The organism is Streptomyces sp. N35 (assembly GCF_016464295.1).
Lineage (GTDB): Bacteria > Actinomycetota > Actinomycetes > Streptomycetales > Streptomycetaceae > Streptomyces.
On sequence record NZ_JAEIMH010000060.1, the window covers coordinates 2,109 to 21,392 of the forward strand.

A 19,284-nucleotide genomic window follows, 5' to 3' on the forward strand; every position below is an offset into this window, starting at 1 on the left:
TGTCCCCCGCCGGCCCCCCCTGGGGTGCCCCCCCCCCCCCCCCCCCCCCCCCCCCCGCCCGCGGGAGCGGGGGCCGGGTCCGGGGTGTCGAAGGCGGCGAGAAGCAGCGCCTCGGTGGTCTCGGGCAGACCCATCTGCGCCATGTCGTTGACGGCGCGTACCGTCGTACGGTCCATGAGTTCCAGCAGCGACGGCACATGACCGCCTTCCATGATCCTGCATACGGCGTCACAGGCGGCCGCGGTGGACGCGAACTCCGCCGCGAGGACCAGCTGTCGGGGCGGCTGCGGCCTGAGCGCGAGCACCGCGCGGACCACGATGCCCAGGCTGCCCTCGGAGCCGACGAAGAGCCGCGTGAGGTCGTAGCCCGCGACACCCTTCGCGGTACGGCGGCCCGTGGTGAGCAGCCGGCCGTCGGCGAGGACGACGTCGAGGCCGAGCACGTACTCGGCGGTGACCCCGTACTTCACACAGCACAGACCGCCGGAGGCCGTGCCGATGTTGCCGCCGATCGTGCACATCTCCCAACTGGACGGATCCGGCGGGTAGTACAGGCCCCGCTCCCCCACCGCGCGGGACAGCACGGCGTTGATGACGCCGGGTTCGACCACGGCGATACGGTCCACGGGGTTGATCTCGAGGATCCGGTCCATCTTCACCAGCGAGAGCACGATGCAGCCGTCGCTCGCGTTCGCCGCGCCCGAGAGCCCGGTGCGCGCGCCCTGCGGGACGACCGGCACCCGTAGCGCGGTCGCCGTGAGCATGATGTGCTGCACCTCTTCGACGGTGCGCGGAAGCACCACCACCGCGGGTGCGCCGGCCTCGCAGAAGCTCGCCATGTCATGCGCGTACGAGGCGGTGACATCGGGGTCGGTGAGGATCGCCTCGGCGGGGAGTACGTCCTGCAAGCGCTGGAGAAGCTCGGGTGCGGCGGTCATGATCCCCAGACTGGCACTCGGGGCCATCGGTGTGAACCCGTCCGCTCAACCGCTTGCCGTACATCCGTGTGCTCTTCATATGGGCGCACAGTTGCGCCATGGCGAACGAACAGGAACGTGAGGCTCCGGGCTCCGATTGGCCGCCGCCGTTCGGGCAGGGGACGGGACAGGGAACGGAACGGACCACGGGAGCCGGGACGCAGCGGGAGCCCGAGGACCGGTGGCCCACGCCGGACGCGAGGCCGCTCGGCGCGTGGGCCGGGCCCGAGGCGGCCGGGCCCGGGCCCTCGGAGCCGTTCACCTCGGAGCCGGTCACCGGGGAGCCGGTCACCGCGGGAGGCCGCCGCACCCCGCCCCGGCGCGACAGCGCCCATGCCCTGCGCCGGACCCTGATCACGTCGGTCGTCGGCTCGGTCGTCCTGTCCTGCACCGTGTTCGCGCTCCCGCTCGTCGTGGACCACGGCCCCGAGCCCGTGCCCGGCCCCGTCGGCCGGGCGATGCAGGCGGTGGGCGCGGGGGCGCCGGCCTCGCTGACCGATCTCGGTGCGCTGATCGCCGACCGCGAGGCCCACCTGGCGAAGCACCCCGGGGACGAGGAGTCCTGGGCGGTGCTCGGCGGCGCCTACGTCGAGCACGGGAAGCGGACCGCCGACCGCGGGCTCTACACGCAGGCCGAGCAGGCGCTGAACCGTTCGCTGGCCGCGCGCCCCGCCGACCAGGGCAACATCGAGGCGCTGGCCGGGATGGCCGCCCTGGCGAACGCCCGGCACGACTACCGGGCCGCGAAGAAGTGGGGCGAGCTGGCGGTGATGCAGAAGCCGGGGCGCTGGAACCTCTACCCCGTGCTGATCGACACGTATGACCGTCTCGGCGACTACAAGGCGGCCGACAAGGCCCTGGAGAAGCTCCAGGAGCTGCACAACAACGCGGCGATCATGGCGCGTTCCGCCGAGATCTACGGGGACCGCGGCTGGCGCGAGAACGCGGCCGCGGCGATCGTGGACGCCGCCGCGCTCGCGGACGCCCCCGCCGAACAGGCCGCCTATCAGCACAGCGTGGGCGAGCTCGCGTGGGAGCGCGGTGAGGCGGCGGAGTCGCTGCGCTGGTTCGAGACGGCGCTGCGCACCGACCCCGAGCACTACCCCTCCATCGGCGGCAGGGCGCGTGCGCTCGCGGCGCTCGGGCGGACCTCGGACGCCCTGTCGACCTACCAGGACGTGCTGCGCAAGCTGCCCCTGCCGCAGTACGCGGTGGAGCTGGGCGAGCTGTACGAGTCGATCGGGCTCGACGCCGCGGCGAACGCCCAGTACGACGCCGTACGGCGGCAGTTGGCGGATCCTGGTGCGGATCAGCTGGTCCTCGGTCTCTTCGAGGCGGACCACGGGGACGCGGACGCGGCGGTCCAGCGGCTGACCGCGGAGTTCAGGCGGCATCCGGGGCGGCAGGTCACGGACGCGCTGGGCTGGGCGCACTACCGGGCCGGGGACAGCAAGCAGGCGCTGGCGTACGTGAAGCGCGCCATGGACAAGGACGCTCCGCGCAGCGCGCTGTTCGCCTATCACCGGGGGCAGATCGAGCGGGCCGTCGGTGAGTACGGGGCGGCGCGGCGTTTCCTCACGGAGGCCCTGAAGGTCAATCCGCACTTCTCGCGGGTGCACGCGCCGGCCGCGCAGGAGGCCCTGGACGCGCTGGGCGAGCCGCCGCCGGGCGGACCGGTGAACGTCACCGGCGAGAAGCCGCAGCCGCCGGGCCCCGGCCGTCCGTCCGGGTCGCGTCAGCAGGTCGCGCCCCCGGGGCGCCGTGGGCCCCAGGCCCCTCAGCAGGGCGGGGGGTCCTCAGTTCCTCGCGCAAGGGCTCGGGCTCCTCCACGTACAAGAAGCAGACCCCGCGGACGCAGGAGCAGGCGCCGCAGCGTACGACGCCGCGCAAGCAGAGCAGTGGCGGCAGCGGAAGTGGCAGCGGTAGCGGTAGCGGAAGTGGCAGCGGCGGCGGTACGAAGCCGGCGCCCAAGCGCACCGCTCGCTGAAGCCGGAGCCGAAGCCGTAGCCGCAGCCGTAGCCGTAGCCGGACACGAAAGGGGGCGGGACCTCGAAAGGTCCCGCCCCCGCCCGTGGTTACAGGTTGCCGCGCTTCTCCTGCTCACGCTCGATCGCCTCGAACAGGGCCTTGAAGTTGCCCTTGCCGAAGCCCATCGAGCCATGGCGCTCGATCATCTCGAAGAAGACGGTCGGGCGGTCCTGGACCGGCTTGGTGAAGATCTGCAGCAGATAGCCGTCCTCGTCGCGGTCGACGAGGATCTTCAGCTCGCGCAGGGTCTCGACGGGGACGCGGGTCTCGCCCGCCCACTCGCCGAGGGTGTCGTAGTACGAGTCCGGGGTGTCGAGGAACCGGACACCGTTCGCGCGCATGGAACGGACCGTGGCGACGATGTCGTTCGTGGCGAGCGCGATGTGCTGGACGCCGGCGCCGCCGTAGAACTCCAGGTACTCGTCGATCTGCGACTTCTTCTTCGCGATCGCGGGCTCGTTGATCGGGAACTTGACCTTGAGCGTGCCGTCCGCGACGACCTTGGACATGAGCGCGGAGTACTCGGTGGCGATGTCGTCGCCCACGAACTCCTTCATGTTCGTGAAGCCCATGACCTTGTTGTAGAAGGCCACCCACTCGTTCATCTTGCCGAGTTCGACGTTGCCGACGCAGTGGTCGATGGCCTGGAACGTGCGCTTGGCCGGCGGCTCGACCATCGGATCGGCAGCCACGAAGCCGGGCAGGTACGGGCCGGTGTAGTCCTTGCGCTCGACCAGCGTGTGACGGGTCTTGCCGTACGTGGCGATCGCGGCGCGCACGACGACGCCCTGCTCGTCCTTCGTCTCGTACGGCTCGTCGATCCCGCGGGCACCGTGCTCGATCGCGTACGCGTAGGCGGCGCGCGCGTCCGGGACCTCGATGGCGAGGTCGATCACGCCGTCGCCGTGCTCGGCGACATGGGCCTCGAGGAAGCGGCCCCAGTCGGTGGAGGCCTTGATGACGGAGGTGAAGACGAAACGGGCCGAGCCGTTCTTGAGCACGTAACTGGCGGTCTCGCGGCTGCCGTTCTCCGGTCCGGAGTACGCGACCAGCTGCATGCCGAAGGCGGTCGAGTAGTAGTGCGCGGCCTGCTTGGCGTTGCCCACGGCGAAGACGACCGCGTCCATTCCCTTCACCGGGAAGGGGTCGGCCTGCCGGGTGGTGTCGGGGGTGTGGTCGAGAGTCTCAGTCATGGCCGTAGGGTCTCTCCGGGCCGCAAGGTGCGCAATAGTTGGTGAATTGGCTGGGCATTCTGCACAGTCGTACGCCAGGATGGCCGGACGATCTGTACACGATGACCAGTCGGAGTGTGACCCCCGCCATGCCCCCGCCCTCGTCGTCCCCGCCCGGCTCCTCCGGCATCGACCAGCTCGACGGCCGCCTCATCGTGCTGCTCGCCCGTGAACCCCGGATCGGCGTCCTGGAGGCCTCGCGGCGGCTGGGGGTCGCGCGCGGGACGGTGCAGGCGCGGATGGACCGGCTTCAGTCGAATGGAGTCATCCGGGGCTTCGGTCCCGATGTGGACCCGGCGGCGCTCGGCTACCCGGTGACGGCCTTCGCGACGCTGGAGATCAAACAGGGCCAGGGCACGGAGGTACGGGCGCATCTGGCGACCGTTCCGGAGGTCCTGGAGCTGCACACCACCACCGGTCACGGGGACATGCTGTGCCGCCTGGTGGCCCGCTCCAACGCGGACCTTCAACGTGTGATCGACCGGGTTGTGGGTTTTGATGGCATCGTCCGGGCCTCCACGGCGATCGTCATGGAAAATCCCGTTCCGCTGCGGATCATCCCGTTGGTGGAGCAGGCGGCGGCCTGGGAGGACAACGGCCCCTGATCCGAGAGGCGAGCAGGCGTGAACTTCTGGGATTACCTCGGCAGCCGGCACGAGCAGTTGCTGGCGGATGCGTTCCAGCACGCCAGCGCGGTCTTCCAGTGCATGGTGATCGCCACGCTCCTCGGCATCCTGATCGGCGTCGTCACGTACCGCAGCGAATGGGCGGGCAATCTCGCCACGCTCACGACCTCGACGATCCTGACCGTCCCCTCCCTGGCCATGATCGGTCTGCTGATCCCGATCGTGGGCCTGGGTGTGCCGCCGACGGTGATCGCACTGACCCTCTACGGACTCCTTCCCATCGTGCGGAACTCGATCGTCGGTCTGCGCGGGGTCGATCCGGCCCTGGTGGACGCGGCCAAGGGCATCGGGATGTCGCGTACGGCCCGGCTCTTCAAGGTCGAGCTGCCGCTCGCGTGGCCGCCGATCCTGACCGGTATCCGGGTCTCCACGCAGATGCTGATGGGCATCGCCGCGATCGCCGCGTATGCCTCGGGCCCCGGGCTCGGCAATGAGATCTTCCGCGGGATCGGCTCCCTCGGCAGCAAGAACGCACTCAACCAGGTACTCGCCGGCACGCTCGGGATCGTCGTCCTCGCGCTGCTCTTCGACGCCGCCTACGTACTGATCGGACGGCTGACCATCTCTAGGGGTATCCGTGTCTGAGACGACCACGACCGAGGCCGCCGCTGCGAGCGCCGTCAAGCAGACCACCGGCGCGACGATCGAGCTGGAGAACCTCACCAAGCGCTACCCGGGCAGCTCGGAGCCCGCGGTGGACGCCGTGAACATGGAGATCAAGGCCGGTGAACTGGTCATCTTCGTAGGGCCTTCGGGCTGCGGGAAGTCCACGACCCTGAAGATGATCAACCGCCTGATCGAACCGACCGGCGGCCGGATCCGGATCGACGGCGAGGACGTCACGGACATGGACCCGGTGAAGCTGCGCCGGAAGGTCGGCTATGCGATCCAGTCCTCCGGGCTCTTCCCGCACATGACCGTCGCGCAGAACATCGCTCTGGTGCCGAAGATGATCGGCTGGTCCAAGCCCAAGATCAAGGACCGGGTCGAGGAGATGCTCGATCTGGTGGGTCTGGATCCGGCGGAGTTCCACGGGCGCTATCCGCGCCAGCTCTCCGGCGGCCAGCAGCAACGCGTCGGTGTGGCACGGGCGTTGGCGGCCGATCCGCCCGTACTCCTGATGGACGAGCCGTTCGGCGCGGTCGACCCGATCACCCGTGACCACCTCCAGGACGAGCTGATCCGGCTGCAGCACGAGCTGCACAAGACGATCGTCTTCGTCACGCACGACTTCGACGAGGCCATCAAGCTGGGCGACCGGATCGCGGTCCTGCGCGAGCGCTCGCACATCGCGCAGTTCGACACCCCGGAAGCGATTCTGACGAATCCCGCCGATGACTTCGTGTCCGGTTTCGTGGGCGCGGGCGCGGCCCTGAAGCGGCTCAATCTCACCCGCGTACGGGATGTGGAGATCCGCGACTACCCGACCGTGACCGTGGACGACCCGCTGCAGGAGATCTTCAACAAGCTGCGCGACGGCACGACCAACGAGCTGCTGCTTCTCGACAAGCGCGGCCGGCCCTACAAGTGGCTCAGGCGCGGCGACTTGATGCGGGCGCGCGGTTCGCTGGCCCGTGCGGGCGCGCTCGTGCACGACACGGTGACGCGTGACGCCACCCTGCGCGACGCCCTGGAGGCCGTGCTCACCGAGAGCGCGGGACGGGTCGCGGTGACCGGGCGGCGCGGCGAGTACACGGGCGTCGTGGACATGGAGACGCTGATGAACTCCGTGCACGAACTCCTCGAACAGGACCGGCTCGACGCCATCGAGCACCAGCACGACCTCCAGGACCAGCGTGCCGAGCAGACCCATCGTGCGCAGGAGGGCGAGGGGGCCGGGTTCCGGGAGGAGGAGTCGTGACGCCACCGCAGGAGCCACCACTCAGCCCCCATCCGACCGAACCGCGCCGCCCCGACGGGGAGCACGAGGTCAAGGGCCACACCTTCCGTGACACCGGCGACGGCGAACCGGAGGCGACCCCGGTCGTCTCCGCCACCCGTGAGCCGCGCCGCCTGACCTGGCAGAAGCTGACCTTCCTGCCGGTGACGCTGCTCGTGGTGCTGGGGATCACCTGGCTGTGGTTCCGCAACGCCGACCTCGACTCCATCTCCCGGAACGCGCTCGCGGACGGCAACGTCTGGGTGCGTCTGAAGCAGCACATCGAACTCACCGTGATCTCCACGTTCTTCGTGCTGCTCATCGCCATCCCGCTGGGGATTCTGCTGACGCGCAAGCGGCTGCGCCCCGCGGCCCCGTTCGCGATGGCGCTTGCCAACATCGGCCAGGCGACCCCCGCGATCGGTCTGCTCGCGCTGCTCGTCATCTGGATGGGCATCGGTATGAAGGCCGCCCTGGTCGGCATGGTGATCTACGCGGTCCTTCCGGTGCTCTCCAACACCATCGCGGGCCTGAAGGCCAACGACCCGACGCTCCTCGAAGCCGCGCGCGGGATCGGGATGTCCCCGCTCGGGGTCCTCGGCAAGGTCGAACTCCCCCTGGCCGTACCGCTGATCCTCGCGGGCGTACGGACGGCGCTGGTCCTGAACGTGGGCACCGCGACGCTCGCGACCTTCGGCGGCGGTGGCGGGCTCGGCGACCTGATCTCGACCGGTATCACGACCCAGCGCATGCCGGTCCTGGTCCTCGGCTCGATCCTCACGGTCGCGCTCGCGCTCCTGGTGGACTGGCTGGCCTCGCTCGCGGAGATCATGCTCAGGCCGCGCGGCCTGGAGGTGCGCTCATGAAGCGGCGGCTCTACGGGGTGTGCGCGGCGCTGGCGCTGCTCGCGGCCGGCTGCGGGCTGCACAGCGGCAGCCCGCTGGTGGCGGATGTCGCGCCGGGGTCGATCGGCAAGGGCACACCGCTCGACGGGGTCGATCTCACGGTCACCTCCAAGGAGTTCACCGAACAGCTGGTCCTCGGCCAGATCATGGGCATCGCCCTCAAGGCAGCCGGCGCCGACGTGCTCGACCGCACCGGCATCCAGGGGTCCATCGGCGCCCGTGAGGCGGTCAAGTCCGGTGACGCGGACGGGATGTACGAGTACACGGGCACGGGCTGGATCACGTATCTCGGGAACACGGAACCGGTCGTCGGCGCGCAGGCGCAGTGGCAGGCGCTGCACGACGCGGACGTCAAGAACGGCATCGACTGGCTGCCGCCCGCCGAGCTCAACAACACATACGCACTCGCCGTGAACCAGGCCAACGAGAAGAAGTACGGCACCAAGACGCTCTCCGACGTCGCCGCGCTCTCGAAGTCCGACCCGTCGGCGGTGACGCTCTGCGTCAACCAGGAGTTCGCCTCGCGCGACGACGGGCTGCCCGGCATGGAGAAGGCGTACGGCATGAAGATCCCGCCGTCCCAGGTGCAGGCGATGGACTCCGGGATCGTCTACACGCAGGTGTCGGGCGGTTCGGCTTGCACGTTCGGGCTCGTGTTCACGACGGATGGCCGGATCAAGGCGATGGATCTGGTCGTGATGGAGGACGACAAGCACTTCTTCCCGTCGTACAACGCGGCGCCGATGATGAACGCCGAGACGATGAAGGAACACCCCGAGATCGCCGGCATCCTCGACCCGATCACGAAGAAGCTGACGAACTCGGTGGCGCAGGATCTGAACGCCAAGGTGGATGTGGACGGGCAGGATCCGCATCAAGTGGCGTTGGATTGGTTGGTTTCGGAGGGGTTTGTCACGAAGAGCTGAGTTCCAAAGAAGTAGTTGCAAAGAAATGCTTGCAACCAAGTCTTTGCATCGCTACGGTGAGGGCATGGCCGAGCCGGAGAAGCATCCGAAGAACGACCCCGCCATACGCGATCTGGACCCGCGGTCCCTGCGGGGGCTCGCGCATCCGCTGCGGATGCAGTTGCTCGATTTTCTACGCCGCTTCGGTCCGGCAACCGCGTCCCAACTGGCCAACCGGCTGGGCGAGTCGAGCGGGGCGACCAGCTATCACCTGCGGCAGCTCGCCGCGCACGGGTTCGTGGAGGACGCCCCGGAGCACGGGAAGGGACGGGAGCGCTGGTGGAAAGCGGTGCACGTCGGGACACGGATGACGTCCGAGCTGATCCACGACCCGGACCCCACGGTGCGCGGAGCGGTCGAGTCGATGCTGCACATGATGGCCGACCAGCACACCTCGGAACTCAACACGTTTCTGGGCACGCGGTACCAACTCCCCGAGGAATGGCGCGACGCGGCCGACATGAGCGGCTGGCGGCTCAGCCTCACGCCCGATCAGGCGCGCGAGCTGAGTGAACGGCTGATGGAAGTGATCGAGAGCTACAAGCGCGACATGCCGGGCGAACGGGGGCCGGGCGAGCGAGCGTTCCGCGTGCAGCTGCACGCGTTTCCCCGTACCGACGAGGAGGACTCGAAGTGATACCCGAAGCGCACCTCTACGTACACCAGCAGCGCACCAACGAACTCCCGCACAGCACCAGGGAGTTGAAGCCCACCGAGGACCCGTCCGGACTGCGGGTCCGCCTCGGCTGGACCCTCGTCCACGTAGGGTTGCGGCTCGCCACCCCGGCGCGCCCCGCCCCCGCGTTCAGCAGCTAGGAACGTCCCCGCCCTTGTCCAGGGCCCTGAGCGCCTCCACCGTCTGCTCCAGGGTCGTGACCGGAATCAGCCGGAGCCCCTTCGGCAGCTCGGCCCGAGCGTCCGAGCACTCGGCCTTCGGGACGAGGAAGACCGTGGCGCCGTCACGCTTGGCCGCCTGGGTCTTGAGCGACACCCCGCCGACCGGGCCCACCTTGCCGTCCGCGTCGATCGTGCCCGTACCGGCGATGGAGCGGCCGCCGGTCAGATCGCCGCCAGCGCCGTTGCCGTCGAGCTTGTCGACGATGCCGAGGGAGAAGAGCAGGCCCGCGCTCGGGCCCCCGATGCCGGCGAGTTCGAGGTCGACCTTGACGTCGTCGGGGTCCTTGTCCAGGTAGTTCAGGGCCGCCTCGACCGCGGAGTTCTGCGACTTCCGCATCTCGGCGACATTGTGCTCCTCGATCTCCTTGACGCTGCCGCCGCTCGGATAGACCGCGTCGCGCGGCATCACCGCGCGGTCGGTGCGGAACCAGCCGTCGACCACGTCCCCGAAGTCGACGTCGGCGTCCGGGCCGGTGGCGAGGATCGTGGTCATCCGCAGCTCGCCGTCCGTCTCGCGGGTCGGCGCGCCCTCGATGGTGATCACGGGCTTGCCGTCGTGCTCGCCGAGCACGTCCGAGGTCCCGCCGGGCTGCGCCACGGTGAACGGGAGCGGGGCGAGTCCGGCGACGGCGAGCAGCGCGGCGACGGGGACGGCGCTGAGGGCGAGGGCCGTGCGGCGGCTGAGGCGAGTGAGCACGGGGTCAATCTAACGTGGGCGGCCCGGTCACCCGGCGTACAGGTCGCGCCGGGCGACGGTGAAGCGCCTCAGGGCGTCCGGCAGCGGGGCGGTCCCGATGCCGGGGCCGGTGGGCACGGGCAGATGGCCGTCGTCGAGGACGAACGGTTCGGTGAGGTCCTCGGCGAAGTAGCGGCTCGACGCCGAGGTGTCGCCGGGCAGCGTGAAGCCCGGCAGGGCGGCAAGGGCCAGGTTGGGCGCGCGGCCGATCCCGGTCTCCAGCATGCCGCCCACCCACGCCGGCACCCCGTGCGCGGCGGCGACGTCGTGGAGACGGCGGGCCTCCAGGTAGCCGCCGACCCGGGCCGGCTTCACATTGACCACGCGGCAGGCGTCCATGGCGATGGCGGAGGCCGTGTCGCGGGCGTTGTGCAGGGACTCGTCCAGGCAGACAGGGGTGGTGATGCGCTGCTGCAGCAGGGCGTGCGCGTGCGGGTTGTTCTCGTCCAGGGGTTCCTCGATGAGCAGCAGCCCGAACGCGTCCAGCTTCCGCAGCTGCTCGGCGTCGGCCAGGGTGTACGCCGTGTTGGCGTCGACCTGCAGCGGCAGCGCGTCGCCGAAACGCTCGCGCACGGCCCGTACGGGCTCGACGTCCCAGCCGGGCTCGATCTTCAGCTTGATGCGTACGTAGCCCTCCGCGAGATAGCCCTCGACATCGTCGAGCAGCGCGGGCACGGAGTCCTTGATGCCGACCGAGACCCCGGCGGGCACCCGCTCGCGCACGGCACCGAGGAAGGTGGCGAGCGACATCCCGTACGCCCGCAGCTCGGCGTCGAGGAAGGCCGTCTCGACCGCGGCCTTGGCCAGCTCGTGGCCCTTGACCTTCGCCATCACGGGAGCGAGGGCCGCGACGGCGGGAACAGGGAGCTCGGCGATCCTCGGCAGCAGGAAGTCCCGGATGACGATCTCGGCGCCGGCCAGGAACTCCGAGCAGTAGTCGGGCGCCGGATCGGCCGCGAACTCCGACCAGCCCTCGGCCTCGTCCGTGACCACCCGCAGCAGGAAGGTGTCCTTCGCCGCCATCGTCCCGAAGGACGTACGGAAAGGGGTGACCAGCGGGATGGCCACGTGGTGGAGTTCGACGCGTTCGAGCTTCACGCCCGTGTCCTTTCCAGGGTGTACCAGCCGTCGCGGGACATCGAGGTGGCGGCGTACCCCTCGGCGAAGGCCTCGGTGAAGACCTCCCGTACCGCGTGCCGCCAGCGCAGTCCGAGCTCCGGATCGGCGGCGCGCAGCTTCACGATGTCGTCCGGAACGCGGCACCAGAGGGTGCCGGTGCCGTCGTATCTCGCGAGCGGGTCGCCGTCGGGGGCGGTGGCGAGGACCTCGCCGGTGGGGCTCGCGGGCTCGGGGGCCTCCGCGTCGGAGCGGGTCAGGTCCCAGGTGACGGTGAGCCGGTCGCTCTCGTCGCCGTCGTTCAGACCGTCGGCCATCGGCCCGTAGAAGTCGACGAGGTATTCGGTGCCTGTGCCGCCGAGCTTGACCAGATTGAAGCGGGCGTTGCGTCCGACCAGCGGGTCGAACGTCCACCGCATGGTGCGCGCCCCGCGCTGCACCGCCCAGTCCCGCTGCGCCCGCTTCACGACGAGCCCGACTCCGCGGTCACTGGTACGCGCCGCGGCCACGAACGAGTAGCAGTCCCGCGTGCCCGGCTCCCCGAACACGGCGACGGCCGCCCCGAGCAGCTCACCGCCCGTGTCGTACGCGGCGTGCACGGCGCCGCCGGCGTGCTCCAGGCTGTGCAGCACCTCGGCCGGATAGGGCGGCACGCTGCGCGGCGTCCGCCACACATCGCAGAAGAAGTCGGCGACAGCGGCGATCCCGGCCACGTCGTGCACGGTACGGACGGTGACGGTCATATCCCGATTGTGCCGTCGAGCACGACCGGCCGCCCCTGCGCCCTTGAGCCTTTGTGGCCTCGACGCCAGACTGACCCGGTGCCTTCAGCCTCCCGACTGACCGGTGTACAGGCGGTGTTGTTCGACTCCGGTGGCGTACTGGTGCAGCCCCTGGGTGGCCGCTGGAACCCGCGCGCCGACTTCGAGCCGACGGTTCTGGCCCACTCCCCCGGGATCACAGACGAGCAGTTCGCCGAGGCCGTCGCGGCCGGTGACCGGTTCCTGGACGCGGCGACCGGCACACCCCCGTACGACGACTACCACCGGATCCTGCTCGGCCGGCTCGGCATCGAGGCGACACCCGGACTGCTCGCGGAACTCAGCCGTGAAGTCGACCCCGCCACGGTCCTGGAGCCCTTTCCAGACGCCCTGCCCACCCTTGGCGAGCTGGGGCGCCGCGGGGTGCGGATGGCAGTGGTGTCGGATGCCTGGCCCGAGCTCCCCGCACTGCACGACCGGCTCGGTCTGGGCGGGTACTTCGAGGCGTATGCGATCTCGGCGGTGCTCGGCTGCAACAAGCCGGACCCGCGGATGTACCGCCACGCGAGCGACGCGCTCGGGCTCGCACCCGCGCAGTGCCTGTTCGTGGACGACGATCCGGAGCTGGTCGCGGCGGCGATCGCTCTGGGCTACGCAGGGCGCGCGGTGTGCCGGCCCGAGGTCGCGGCGGGTGTGGCGGCGGTCGGGGTCCCTTCCATCGGCTCGCTGACCGAGCTCCTGGACCTGTTCTGACGCCGGCGGCCCGCCCCCCCCCTGGACCCCGCCCGGCGCACCCCACGCGGCACCTCATCGCACCCACTCCCCCAGCTGCCGTTCGCACGCCCGCAGCTGTGCCACCGGGACGAACTCGCCTGCTGTGTGCGCCAGAGTGGGGTCGCCCGGGCCGAAGTTCAGGGCGGGGACGCCGAGTTCGGTGAAGCGGGCGACGTCCGTCCAGCCCAGCTTGGGGCGCGGTGTCGTGCCGAGGAAGGCGACAAGGGAGGCGATCGCCGGGCGGGCAAGGCCCGGCAGAGCGCCAGGCGCGGCGTCGGTGACGAGGAACTCGTCGTAGGCCGAGGGCGGGAGGAGCCCCCGTACGTACTCCTCCGCCTCCTTCGGTGAACGGTGCGGCGCGAAGCGGGCGTTGACCGTGATCACGCACTCGTCGGGGACGACATTGCCGGCGACTCCTGCGCGTACGGCGACGGCGCCGAGGCCCTCGCGGTACTCGAGGCCGTCGATCACCACCCGCTCGGGCTCGTGGTCGGCCAGACGCTGCAGGATCGCCGCCGAGCGGTGGACCGCGTTGACACCCATCCAGGCGCGGGCGGTGTGGGCGCGGGTGCCGCGGACCACGATGTCGGCTTCGAGATAGCCCTGGCAGCCTGCCTCCACGCCCGCGTCGGAGGGCTCCATGAGGAGCGCGAAGTCGGCGGTGAGCAGGTCGGGGCGGTGGAGGGCGAGCCGGCCCAGACCGTTGCGGTCGCCTTCGACTTCCTCGCACTCGTAGAAGATGTACGTGATGTCCCTTGCGGGCGCGGTCAGTTCGGCCGCCAGGCGCAGGGCCACGGCGACGCCGCCCTTCATGTCGCAGGCGCCCAGACCGTGGATCCGTTCGCCCTCCAGGCGGGAGGGGAGATTGTCCGCGGCGGGGACGGTGTCCAGGTGGCCGGCGACGATCACGCGCTCCGGACGGCCGAGGGCGGTACGGGCCACGACCGTGTTGCCGAACCGCTCGACGGTCAGATGCGCAAGCGCGGCCAGGGCCGACTCGACCGCGTCGGCGAGCGGGCCCTCGGCGCCGCTCTCGGAGGGGAGGTCCACCAACGCGCGGGTCAGCGCGACCACATCGGCGGTGAGATCAAGGTCGGGCGTCACTGCTGCTCCTGCTGGGGGTCGGTCCTTGCGGGCGTGCCCCCAGCAGATCACACGGCGGCCCCGCTACCGGAGCGCGTCCGCGACCTCGCGGGCCGCGTCCAGGACGCGGGGCCCGACCCGCTCAGGGACCGAGTCGGACAGCATGACCACGCCGACGCTGCCCTCTATGCCGGTCACCCCGAGCAGCGGTGCAGCGGCGCCGCTCGCGCCGGCCTCCAACTCGCCGTGGGTGAGGGTGAAGCCGGGGTCGTCGACGAGTCCCTGGCGGGCGGCGAGTATCGCCTTGCCGGCCGCGCCGCGGTCCAGCGGATGACGGAAACCGGTGCGGTACGCGACGTGGTAGTCCGTCCAGGTGGGCTCGACGACCGCGACCGCGAGGGCCTCCGTGCCGTCGGCGAGCGTCAAGTGGGCGGTGGCGCCTATGTCTTCGGCCAGCGAGCGCAGCGCCGGCAGCGCGGCCTCGCGCACCAGCGGGTGCACCTGGCGGCCGAGGCTCAGGACGCCGAGTCCGACACGGGCGCGGCCGCCCAAGTCGCGGCGTACCAGCGCGTGTTGTTCGAGCGTGGCAAGGAGGCGGTAGACGACGGTGCGGTTGACCCCGAGCTTGGTGGACAGTTCGGTGACGGTCAGCCCGTGGTCCGTGTCGGCGAGCAGCTTGAGGACACGCAGTCCCCGGTCGAGCGTCTGGGAGGTCTCCGCGGTCACGACGCCCTCTCCTTAAGGTGAGTGGCGACGGCCTTGTACGCGGCGGTGTCCACGATGAGCGGTCACCCCGTCGCCGGTCCCGTCGGCGACGCGCGTCAGAGGCCGCCGGTCATCAGCTCCACGGAAGGCCTGACTCCCCCGCCGAGCTCACGCACCGGCTGCGCTCCGCGGCGGCGCTGCCACGGGGCGTGTGCGTTGCCGGGACAGTAGCGAGCGGGTCCGCTGAGCGGAAGACTCCGTCCAGAATCCGGGCACTCGACGTCGAAGGGCAGAGAGTTACGGGCTGTTTGCCGGGAAGGTCCCGCGACGGTGAAGCCCTTGACTCTCAGGCCGTAACCCGCAGGCCGCGCCCGTCAGGTCCTGACCCGCAGCCCGCGCCCCGCAGTCCTGACCCGCAACCCGTGGCCCTCAGGCCCCCGCCCCGGGCTTCCGCCCGATGACCACCATCGCCGCACCCACACCGAGGATGAGCAGAGCCCCCACCACGGTCCAGAGCCCGGGCATCAGGGGCGAGACCAGGAACACCGCCACGACGACCACGGCGCACAAGGCGGCGAGCGTGGTGCGGCGGTACTTCATGGCAGGACCTCGGTCGGCAGGGACGGCGGAGTCGGCGGGCGGCCGCGGCTCGCCCGGCCGGTCCCGACACCAACATAATGATCAAATAAGGGTCCATCGAGCAGCGGAAGTCCCGGGCCCGGGAGCAAAGGTCCCGGGCCGGGCGGCGACGAAGGTCCCGAATGAGGCCATACGCACCGCACACCGCGCGCGACGAGCCCTCACTTCATCCGGGTCGCCCACTCCTGCACCTTGGCGATCCGCTGCCGCAACTGACCGGCCGTGGCCTCCGCGCTCGGCGGACCGCCACAGGTCCGGCGCAGCTCGGTGTGGATCACGCCGTGCGGTTTGCCGGACTGGTGGACGTACGCACCGACCATCGTGTTGAGCTGCTTGCGCAGTTCGAGCATCTCCTTGTGGGAGACCACCGGACGACGCTCGGCCGGCATTTCGAGCAGGTCGGCCTCTTCGGCGGGCTTCTTGCGGCTGTGCGCGATCTGCCGCTGCTGGCGCTTCTGCAGCAGCAGCTCGACCTGGTCGGGTTCGAGGAGGCCGGGGATGCCGAGGTAGTCCTGCTCCTCCTCGCTGCCGGGGTGGGCCTGCATGCCGAACTCGGCGCCGTTGTACATCACCCGGTCGAAGACCGCGTCGGACTCCAGCGCCTCGAACGGCAGCGTGTCCTGCTCGCCGGTGTCCTCGTCCTGCTCCTTGTTGGCCTCGTCCATCTCGGCCTCGGACTCCGCATACGGGTCCTCCTCGCCGTCCTTCTTCGGCTTGTCGAGCACGTGATCGCGCTCGACCTCCATCTCGTTGGCGAAGCCGAGCAGGTCGGGGATGGTGGGCAGGAAGACCGAGGCGGTCTCGCCGCGGCGCCGCGACCGTACGAAACGGCCGACGGCCTGCGCGAAGAACAGCGGCGTGGAGATCGTGGTCGCGTACACCCCGACCGCGAGGCGCGGGACGTCGACGCCCTCGGACACCATGCGGACCGCGACCATCCAGCGGTCGGTGCTCTCGCTGAAGTCGTCGATCCGCTTCGAGGCCCCCGCGTCGTCGGAGAGCACGACGGTCGCCTTGGTCCCGGTGATCTCGCGGATCAACTTCGCATACGCACGGGCCGAGTCCTGATCGGCGGCGATCACCAGACCGCCCGCGTCATGGATGGACTTACGGACCTCGGTGAGGCGCTGGTCGGCGGCGCGCAGCACGTTGGGCATCCAGTCGCCGCGCGGGTCGAGCGCGGTGCGCCAGGCCTGGCTGATGGCGTCCTTGGTCATCGGCTCGCCGAGCCGGGCCGCGATCTCGTCGCCCGCCTTCGTACGCCAGCGCATATTGCCGCTGTACGAGAGGAAGATGACGGGCCGCACGACGCTGTCGGCGAGTGCGTTGCCGTAGCCGTACGTGTAGTCCGCGGACGAGCGCCGGATGCCGTCCCTGCCCTCTTCGTACTGGACGAAGGGGATCGGGTTGGTGTCCGAACGGAACGGGGTGCCGGTCAGCGCGAGCCGGCGGGTGGCCGGCTCGAAGGCTTCGAGGCAGGCCTCGCCCCAGGACTTGGAGTCACCGGCGTGGTGGATCTCGTCGAGGATGACCAGGGTCTTGCGCTGCTCCACGCGGTTGCGGTGCAGCATCGGCCGCACGCCGACGCCCGCGTAGGTCACGGCGACGCCGTGGTACTCCTTGCTGAGCGGGCCCGCGCTGTACTCCGGGTCCAGCTTGATCCCTATCCGGGCCGCGGCGTCCGCCCACTGCTTCTTCAGGTGCTCGGTCGGTGCGACCACGGTCACTTGCTGCACCACATGGTGGTGCAGCAGCCAGGAGGCGAGGGTCAGCGCGAAGGTCGTCTTGCCGGCGCCGGGGGTGGCGACGGCGAGGAAATCCCTCGGCTGCTCCTGCACATACCGCTCGAGGGCCCCTTGCTGCCAGGCGCGCAGCTTGTTGGCCGTACCCCAGGGGGCACGTCCGGGGAACGCAGGTGAGAGGTGGTGCGAGCTGCTGGTGGCGGTGGTAGTCACGGTCTCCGGTTCGGCAGGTCGGCGGCGTGGGTCTGACGGTCAGTGGGCCGACGACGGACTGGTGCCGGCTCCGTATGACAACCGGGCCACCTTACCGGTGCGGGTGTTTCGGTCCCGGCGCAACGAGGCGGGTCGGGGCCGGGTGCGAGATGGGTCACACGCGACAGGGTGCGGCTTGGGTCACCTGAGCGAATCCTCAGGAGTACGCAGCCGTCCCGCCACCCATACGCCCACTGCCGCGACCAGCACCGACAGCACGAACACCGAAGCGAACGCCACCGCGGGCCCGCCCGTAGCCGCATCCGCCCCGTGTCCGGAGAGCGCGCCCCCGCCCAGCGCCGCGAACGCCGCTCCGCCGCCCGCGAGGAGCAGGGCGTTGGACAGGCCGTCGGATATCTGGAGCGCCGCGGAGTTGGCGCCCGCTTCCGTCGGGGCGGACAGGCTCAGGAGCAGGACGCTGGTCGAGGAGATCACCAGGCCCATACCGAAGCAGCCCCAGGCCCAGGCGAGCGCGATGATCCAGACCGGGACGGACTCGATCAGGACGGTCGGGGCCGTCGCTATCGCCGCGGTGACCAGGACCATGCCGAGGCGAACCAGCGGCTCGCGGCGGTCTTCGAGGCGCGGACGGGACTGGAGGTAGGAGCCGAGCGCCCAGGTAGCGCCGCCGACCGCAAGGGCGAGACCGGCCATGGTCAGGGAGAGGCCGCGCCGTGAGACCAGCATCAGCGGGATGAAGGACTCCGCCGCGATGAACGAACCCGCCGCGAGACCCCGCAGCAGGATCACCGAAGGAAGCCCGCGCCCCGCTCGGAATGTGCCGCGCGGCAGCAGCGCGAGCACCGACGGGACGAGCACCGCGAGCCCGGCCGCCGCGGGCAGCACCGAGAACGGCCGCAGATCCTGGCCCGCGTACTGCAGGAGGCCCGCGCCGAGCGAGATGCCGAGCGCGAGACGGATCCGGCGGGACTCGAGGAGCGTGGGCGCGCCGTCCGGCGGTCCCCCGGCATTGGTCCGTATCGCCGGCAGCGCGAGCAGCAGCGGGATCGCCACCAGGGCCGGGATGCCGAGGAACACCCAGCGCCAGCCGAGGTGTTCGGTCACCGTCCCCGCCACCAGCGGGCCGACGATCGCCGGGACGACCCAGCCCGCCGCGAACGCCGCCATGATCGCGGGCCGCAGCCGCTCCGGATAGGCCCGGCTGACCACCACGTACAACGCGACGATCACCAGTCCCCCGCCGAGCCCCTGCACCGCGCGCCCTGCGATGAACAGCCACATCGCCCCCGCCGTACCGGACAGCAGCAGTCCCGCCGCGAACGCGCCGATTCCCGCCGCCAGCGCCCCCAGCGGTCCGCGCCGGTCGGCCCACTGGCCGGCCAGGACCATGCCGAAGAGCGAGGTCGTGAAGTACCCCGAGAACGCGAAGCCGTAGAGCGCGATCCCGTCCAACTCCCGTGCCGCCACCGGCATCGCGGTGCCGACCGCGGTGGCCTCGAAGGCGATCAGGACGACGACCGAGACGATCCCGACGCTCAGGGCGCGCAGGCGCCGCCCCAGCACCCCTTCATCAGGGGTGGCGAGGCTCGGGAGCGCTGCGGTGCGCGGTTCGACAGCGGTCATGCGAAGAACCGTACGACCCGGCACTGACAACCGCGCCTGACCAGGGACGGGACCTTCCTGGTCCGTTGGTCCTACGCCTAGAAGCCTCGCCGCGGCCACCCGGAAGCCGCCACCCCGAAGCGTGAACGCGGCATGGCAGTCGTATTGCGGCACCCGCCGTTGCCTTGGCCGCGCCCGGACGCCCGCCTACCGTCGAGGACATCAACACGGCCGTGTGCCCGAGTGGTTCAGGGGCTTGCCTGCAAAGCAAGTAACGCGGGTTCGATTCCCGCCACGGCCTCCGGTGCGGCAGCGCGCACGGAGCGGCCCCGGGTGTCCCGCAC

Annotated in this window: 18 protein-coding genes and 1 tRNA gene; 9 read left to right on the plus strand and 10 right to left on the minus strand. The window is 70.6% G+C overall.

Annotation, left to right across the window (positions count from 1 at the left end; all coding sequences use genetic code 11):
• Together JAO81_RS42810 and hppD are read right to left on the minus strand one after the other, a co-directional pair.
• The coding region (locus JAO81_RS42810) for an FAD-binding oxidoreductase (RefSeq protein WP_233416044.1) at positions 1–938 on the minus strand (938 nt) is incomplete at its 3' end.
• Between the two features lie 2,114 nt (positions 939–3,052).
• On the minus strand, positions 3,053–4,198 hold the full coding sequence (hppD, locus tag JAO81_RS28405) for a 4-hydroxyphenylpyruvate dioxygenase (protein WP_199550815.1): 1,146 nt from the start codon (positions 4,196–4,198) through the stop codon (positions 3,053–3,055).
• A 128-nt stretch (positions 4,199–4,326) separates the two neighbouring features.
• On the opposite strand from hppD, the gene JAO81_RS28410 reads away from it, so the two are divergent.
• From JAO81_RS28410 to JAO81_RS28440, 7 genes are all read left to right on the plus strand, one after another.
• The gene (locus JAO81_RS28410; protein WP_199550856.1) at positions 4,327–4,842 is read left to right on the plus strand and encodes an Lrp/AsnC family transcriptional regulator; all 516 of its coding nucleotides are present in this window, start codon (positions 4,327–4,329) and stop codon (positions 4,840–4,842) included.
• Between the two features lie 18 nt (positions 4,843–4,860).
• On the plus strand, positions 4,861–5,508 hold the full coding sequence (locus JAO81_RS28415) for an ABC transporter permease (RefSeq protein ID WP_199550816.1): 648 nt from the start codon (positions 4,861–4,863) through the stop codon (positions 5,506–5,508).
• Entirely contained in the window at positions 5,501–6,784 is a 1,284-nt protein-coding gene (locus JAO81_RS28420; RefSeq protein ID WP_199550817.1) for a betaine/proline/choline family ABC transporter ATP-binding protein, read from the plus strand. The genes JAO81_RS28415 and JAO81_RS28420 overlap by 8 nt, the downstream gene beginning before the upstream one ends.
• Positions 6,781–7,668: an ABC transporter permease gene (locus tag JAO81_RS28425; RefSeq protein ID WP_199550818.1), complete on the plus strand. Its 888-nt coding sequence runs from the start codon at positions 6,781–6,783 to the stop codon at positions 7,666–7,668. The genes JAO81_RS28420 and JAO81_RS28425 overlap by 4 nt, the downstream gene beginning before the upstream one ends.
• On the plus strand, positions 7,665–8,633 hold the full coding sequence (locus JAO81_RS28430) for a glycine betaine ABC transporter substrate-binding protein (RefSeq protein WP_199550819.1): 969 nt from the start codon (positions 7,665–7,667) through the stop codon (positions 8,631–8,633). Before JAO81_RS28425 ends, JAO81_RS28430 begins: the two co-directional genes overlap by 4 nt.
• Positions 8,634–8,697: 64 nt before the next feature.
• Positions 8,698–9,309 carry a transcriptional regulator gene (locus tag JAO81_RS28435; RefSeq protein WP_199550820.1) on the plus strand — a complete coding sequence of 204 codons (612 nt, stop codon included), beginning with the start codon at positions 8,698–8,700 and terminating at the stop codon, positions 9,307–9,309.
• The gene (locus JAO81_RS28440) at positions 9,306–9,488 is read left to right on the plus strand and encodes a hypothetical protein (RefSeq protein WP_199550821.1); all 183 of its coding nucleotides are present in this window, start codon (positions 9,306–9,308) and stop codon (positions 9,486–9,488) included. The genes JAO81_RS28435 and JAO81_RS28440 overlap by 4 nt, the downstream gene beginning before the upstream one ends.
• Here the strand turns inward: JAO81_RS28440 and JAO81_RS28445 are convergent.
• The 3 genes from JAO81_RS28445 to JAO81_RS28455 are packed head-to-tail and all read right to left on the minus strand — an operon-like array spanning position 9,478 to position 12,164.
• Positions 9,478–10,266, minus strand: coding sequence for a S16 family serine protease (locus JAO81_RS28445; protein WP_307813803.1), 789 nt, complete (start codon positions 10,264–10,266; stop codon positions 9,478–9,480). The genes JAO81_RS28440 and JAO81_RS28445 overlap by 11 nt on opposite strands.
• Before the next feature lie 27 nt (positions 10,267–10,293).
• Positions 10,294–11,403 carry an o-succinylbenzoate synthase gene (gene menC / locus JAO81_RS28450; RefSeq protein ID WP_199550822.1) on the minus strand — a complete coding sequence of 370 codons (1,110 nt, stop codon included), beginning with the start codon at positions 11,401–11,403 and terminating at the stop codon, positions 10,294–10,296.
• Entirely contained in the window at positions 11,400–12,164 is a 765-nt protein-coding gene (locus tag JAO81_RS28455; protein WP_199550823.1) for a chorismate synthase, read from the minus strand. The genes menC and JAO81_RS28455 overlap by 4 nt, the downstream gene beginning before the upstream one ends.
• Positions 12,165–12,242: 78 nt before the next feature.
• On the opposite strand from JAO81_RS28455, the gene JAO81_RS28460 reads away from it, so the two are divergent.
• Positions 12,243–12,935, plus strand: a complete 693-nt coding sequence (locus JAO81_RS28460) for an HAD-IA family hydrolase (RefSeq protein ID WP_307813805.1) — start codon at positions 12,243–12,245, stop codon at positions 12,933–12,935.
• 54 nt (positions 12,936–12,989) lie between these two features.
• Here JAO81_RS28460 and dapE read toward each other — a convergent pair whose 3' ends face one another.
• The 5 genes from dapE to JAO81_RS28485 all read right to left on the minus strand — a co-directional run bounded on the left by dapE (position 12,990) and on the right by JAO81_RS28485 (position 18,961).
• On the minus strand, positions 12,990–14,060 hold the full coding sequence (dapE, locus tag JAO81_RS28465; RefSeq protein ID WP_199550824.1) for a succinyl-diaminopimelate desuccinylase: 1,071 nt from the start codon (positions 14,058–14,060) through the stop codon (positions 12,990–12,992).
• A 63-nt stretch (positions 14,061–14,123) separates the two neighbouring features.
• Entirely contained in the window at positions 14,124–14,765 is a 642-nt protein-coding gene (locus JAO81_RS28470) for an IclR family transcriptional regulator (RefSeq protein ID WP_165332228.1), read from the minus strand.
• A gap of 408 nt (positions 14,766–15,173) precedes the next feature.
• Positions 15,174–15,344: a hypothetical protein gene (locus JAO81_RS28475; RefSeq protein ID WP_199550825.1), complete on the minus strand. Its 171-nt coding sequence runs from the start codon at positions 15,342–15,344 to the stop codon at positions 15,174–15,176.
• Between the two features lie 200 nt (positions 15,345–15,544).
• The gene (locus JAO81_RS28480) at positions 15,545–17,338 is read right to left on the minus strand and encodes a DEAD/DEAH box helicase (RefSeq protein WP_199550826.1); all 1,794 of its coding nucleotides are present in this window, start codon (positions 17,336–17,338) and stop codon (positions 15,545–15,547) included.
• A gap of 180 nt (positions 17,339–17,518) precedes the next feature.
• Positions 17,519–18,961 (minus strand): MFS transporter, encoded by a 1,443-nt coding sequence (locus JAO81_RS28485; protein ID WP_199550827.1) that lies wholly within the window; start codon positions 18,959–18,961, stop codon positions 17,519–17,521.
• A 208-nt stretch (positions 18,962–19,169) separates the two neighbouring features.
• Here JAO81_RS28485 and JAO81_RS28490 point away from each other — a divergent pair.
• Positions 19,170–19,241 (plus strand) — tRNA-Cys (locus JAO81_RS28490).
• Positions 19,242–19,284: the final 43 nt, after the last annotated feature.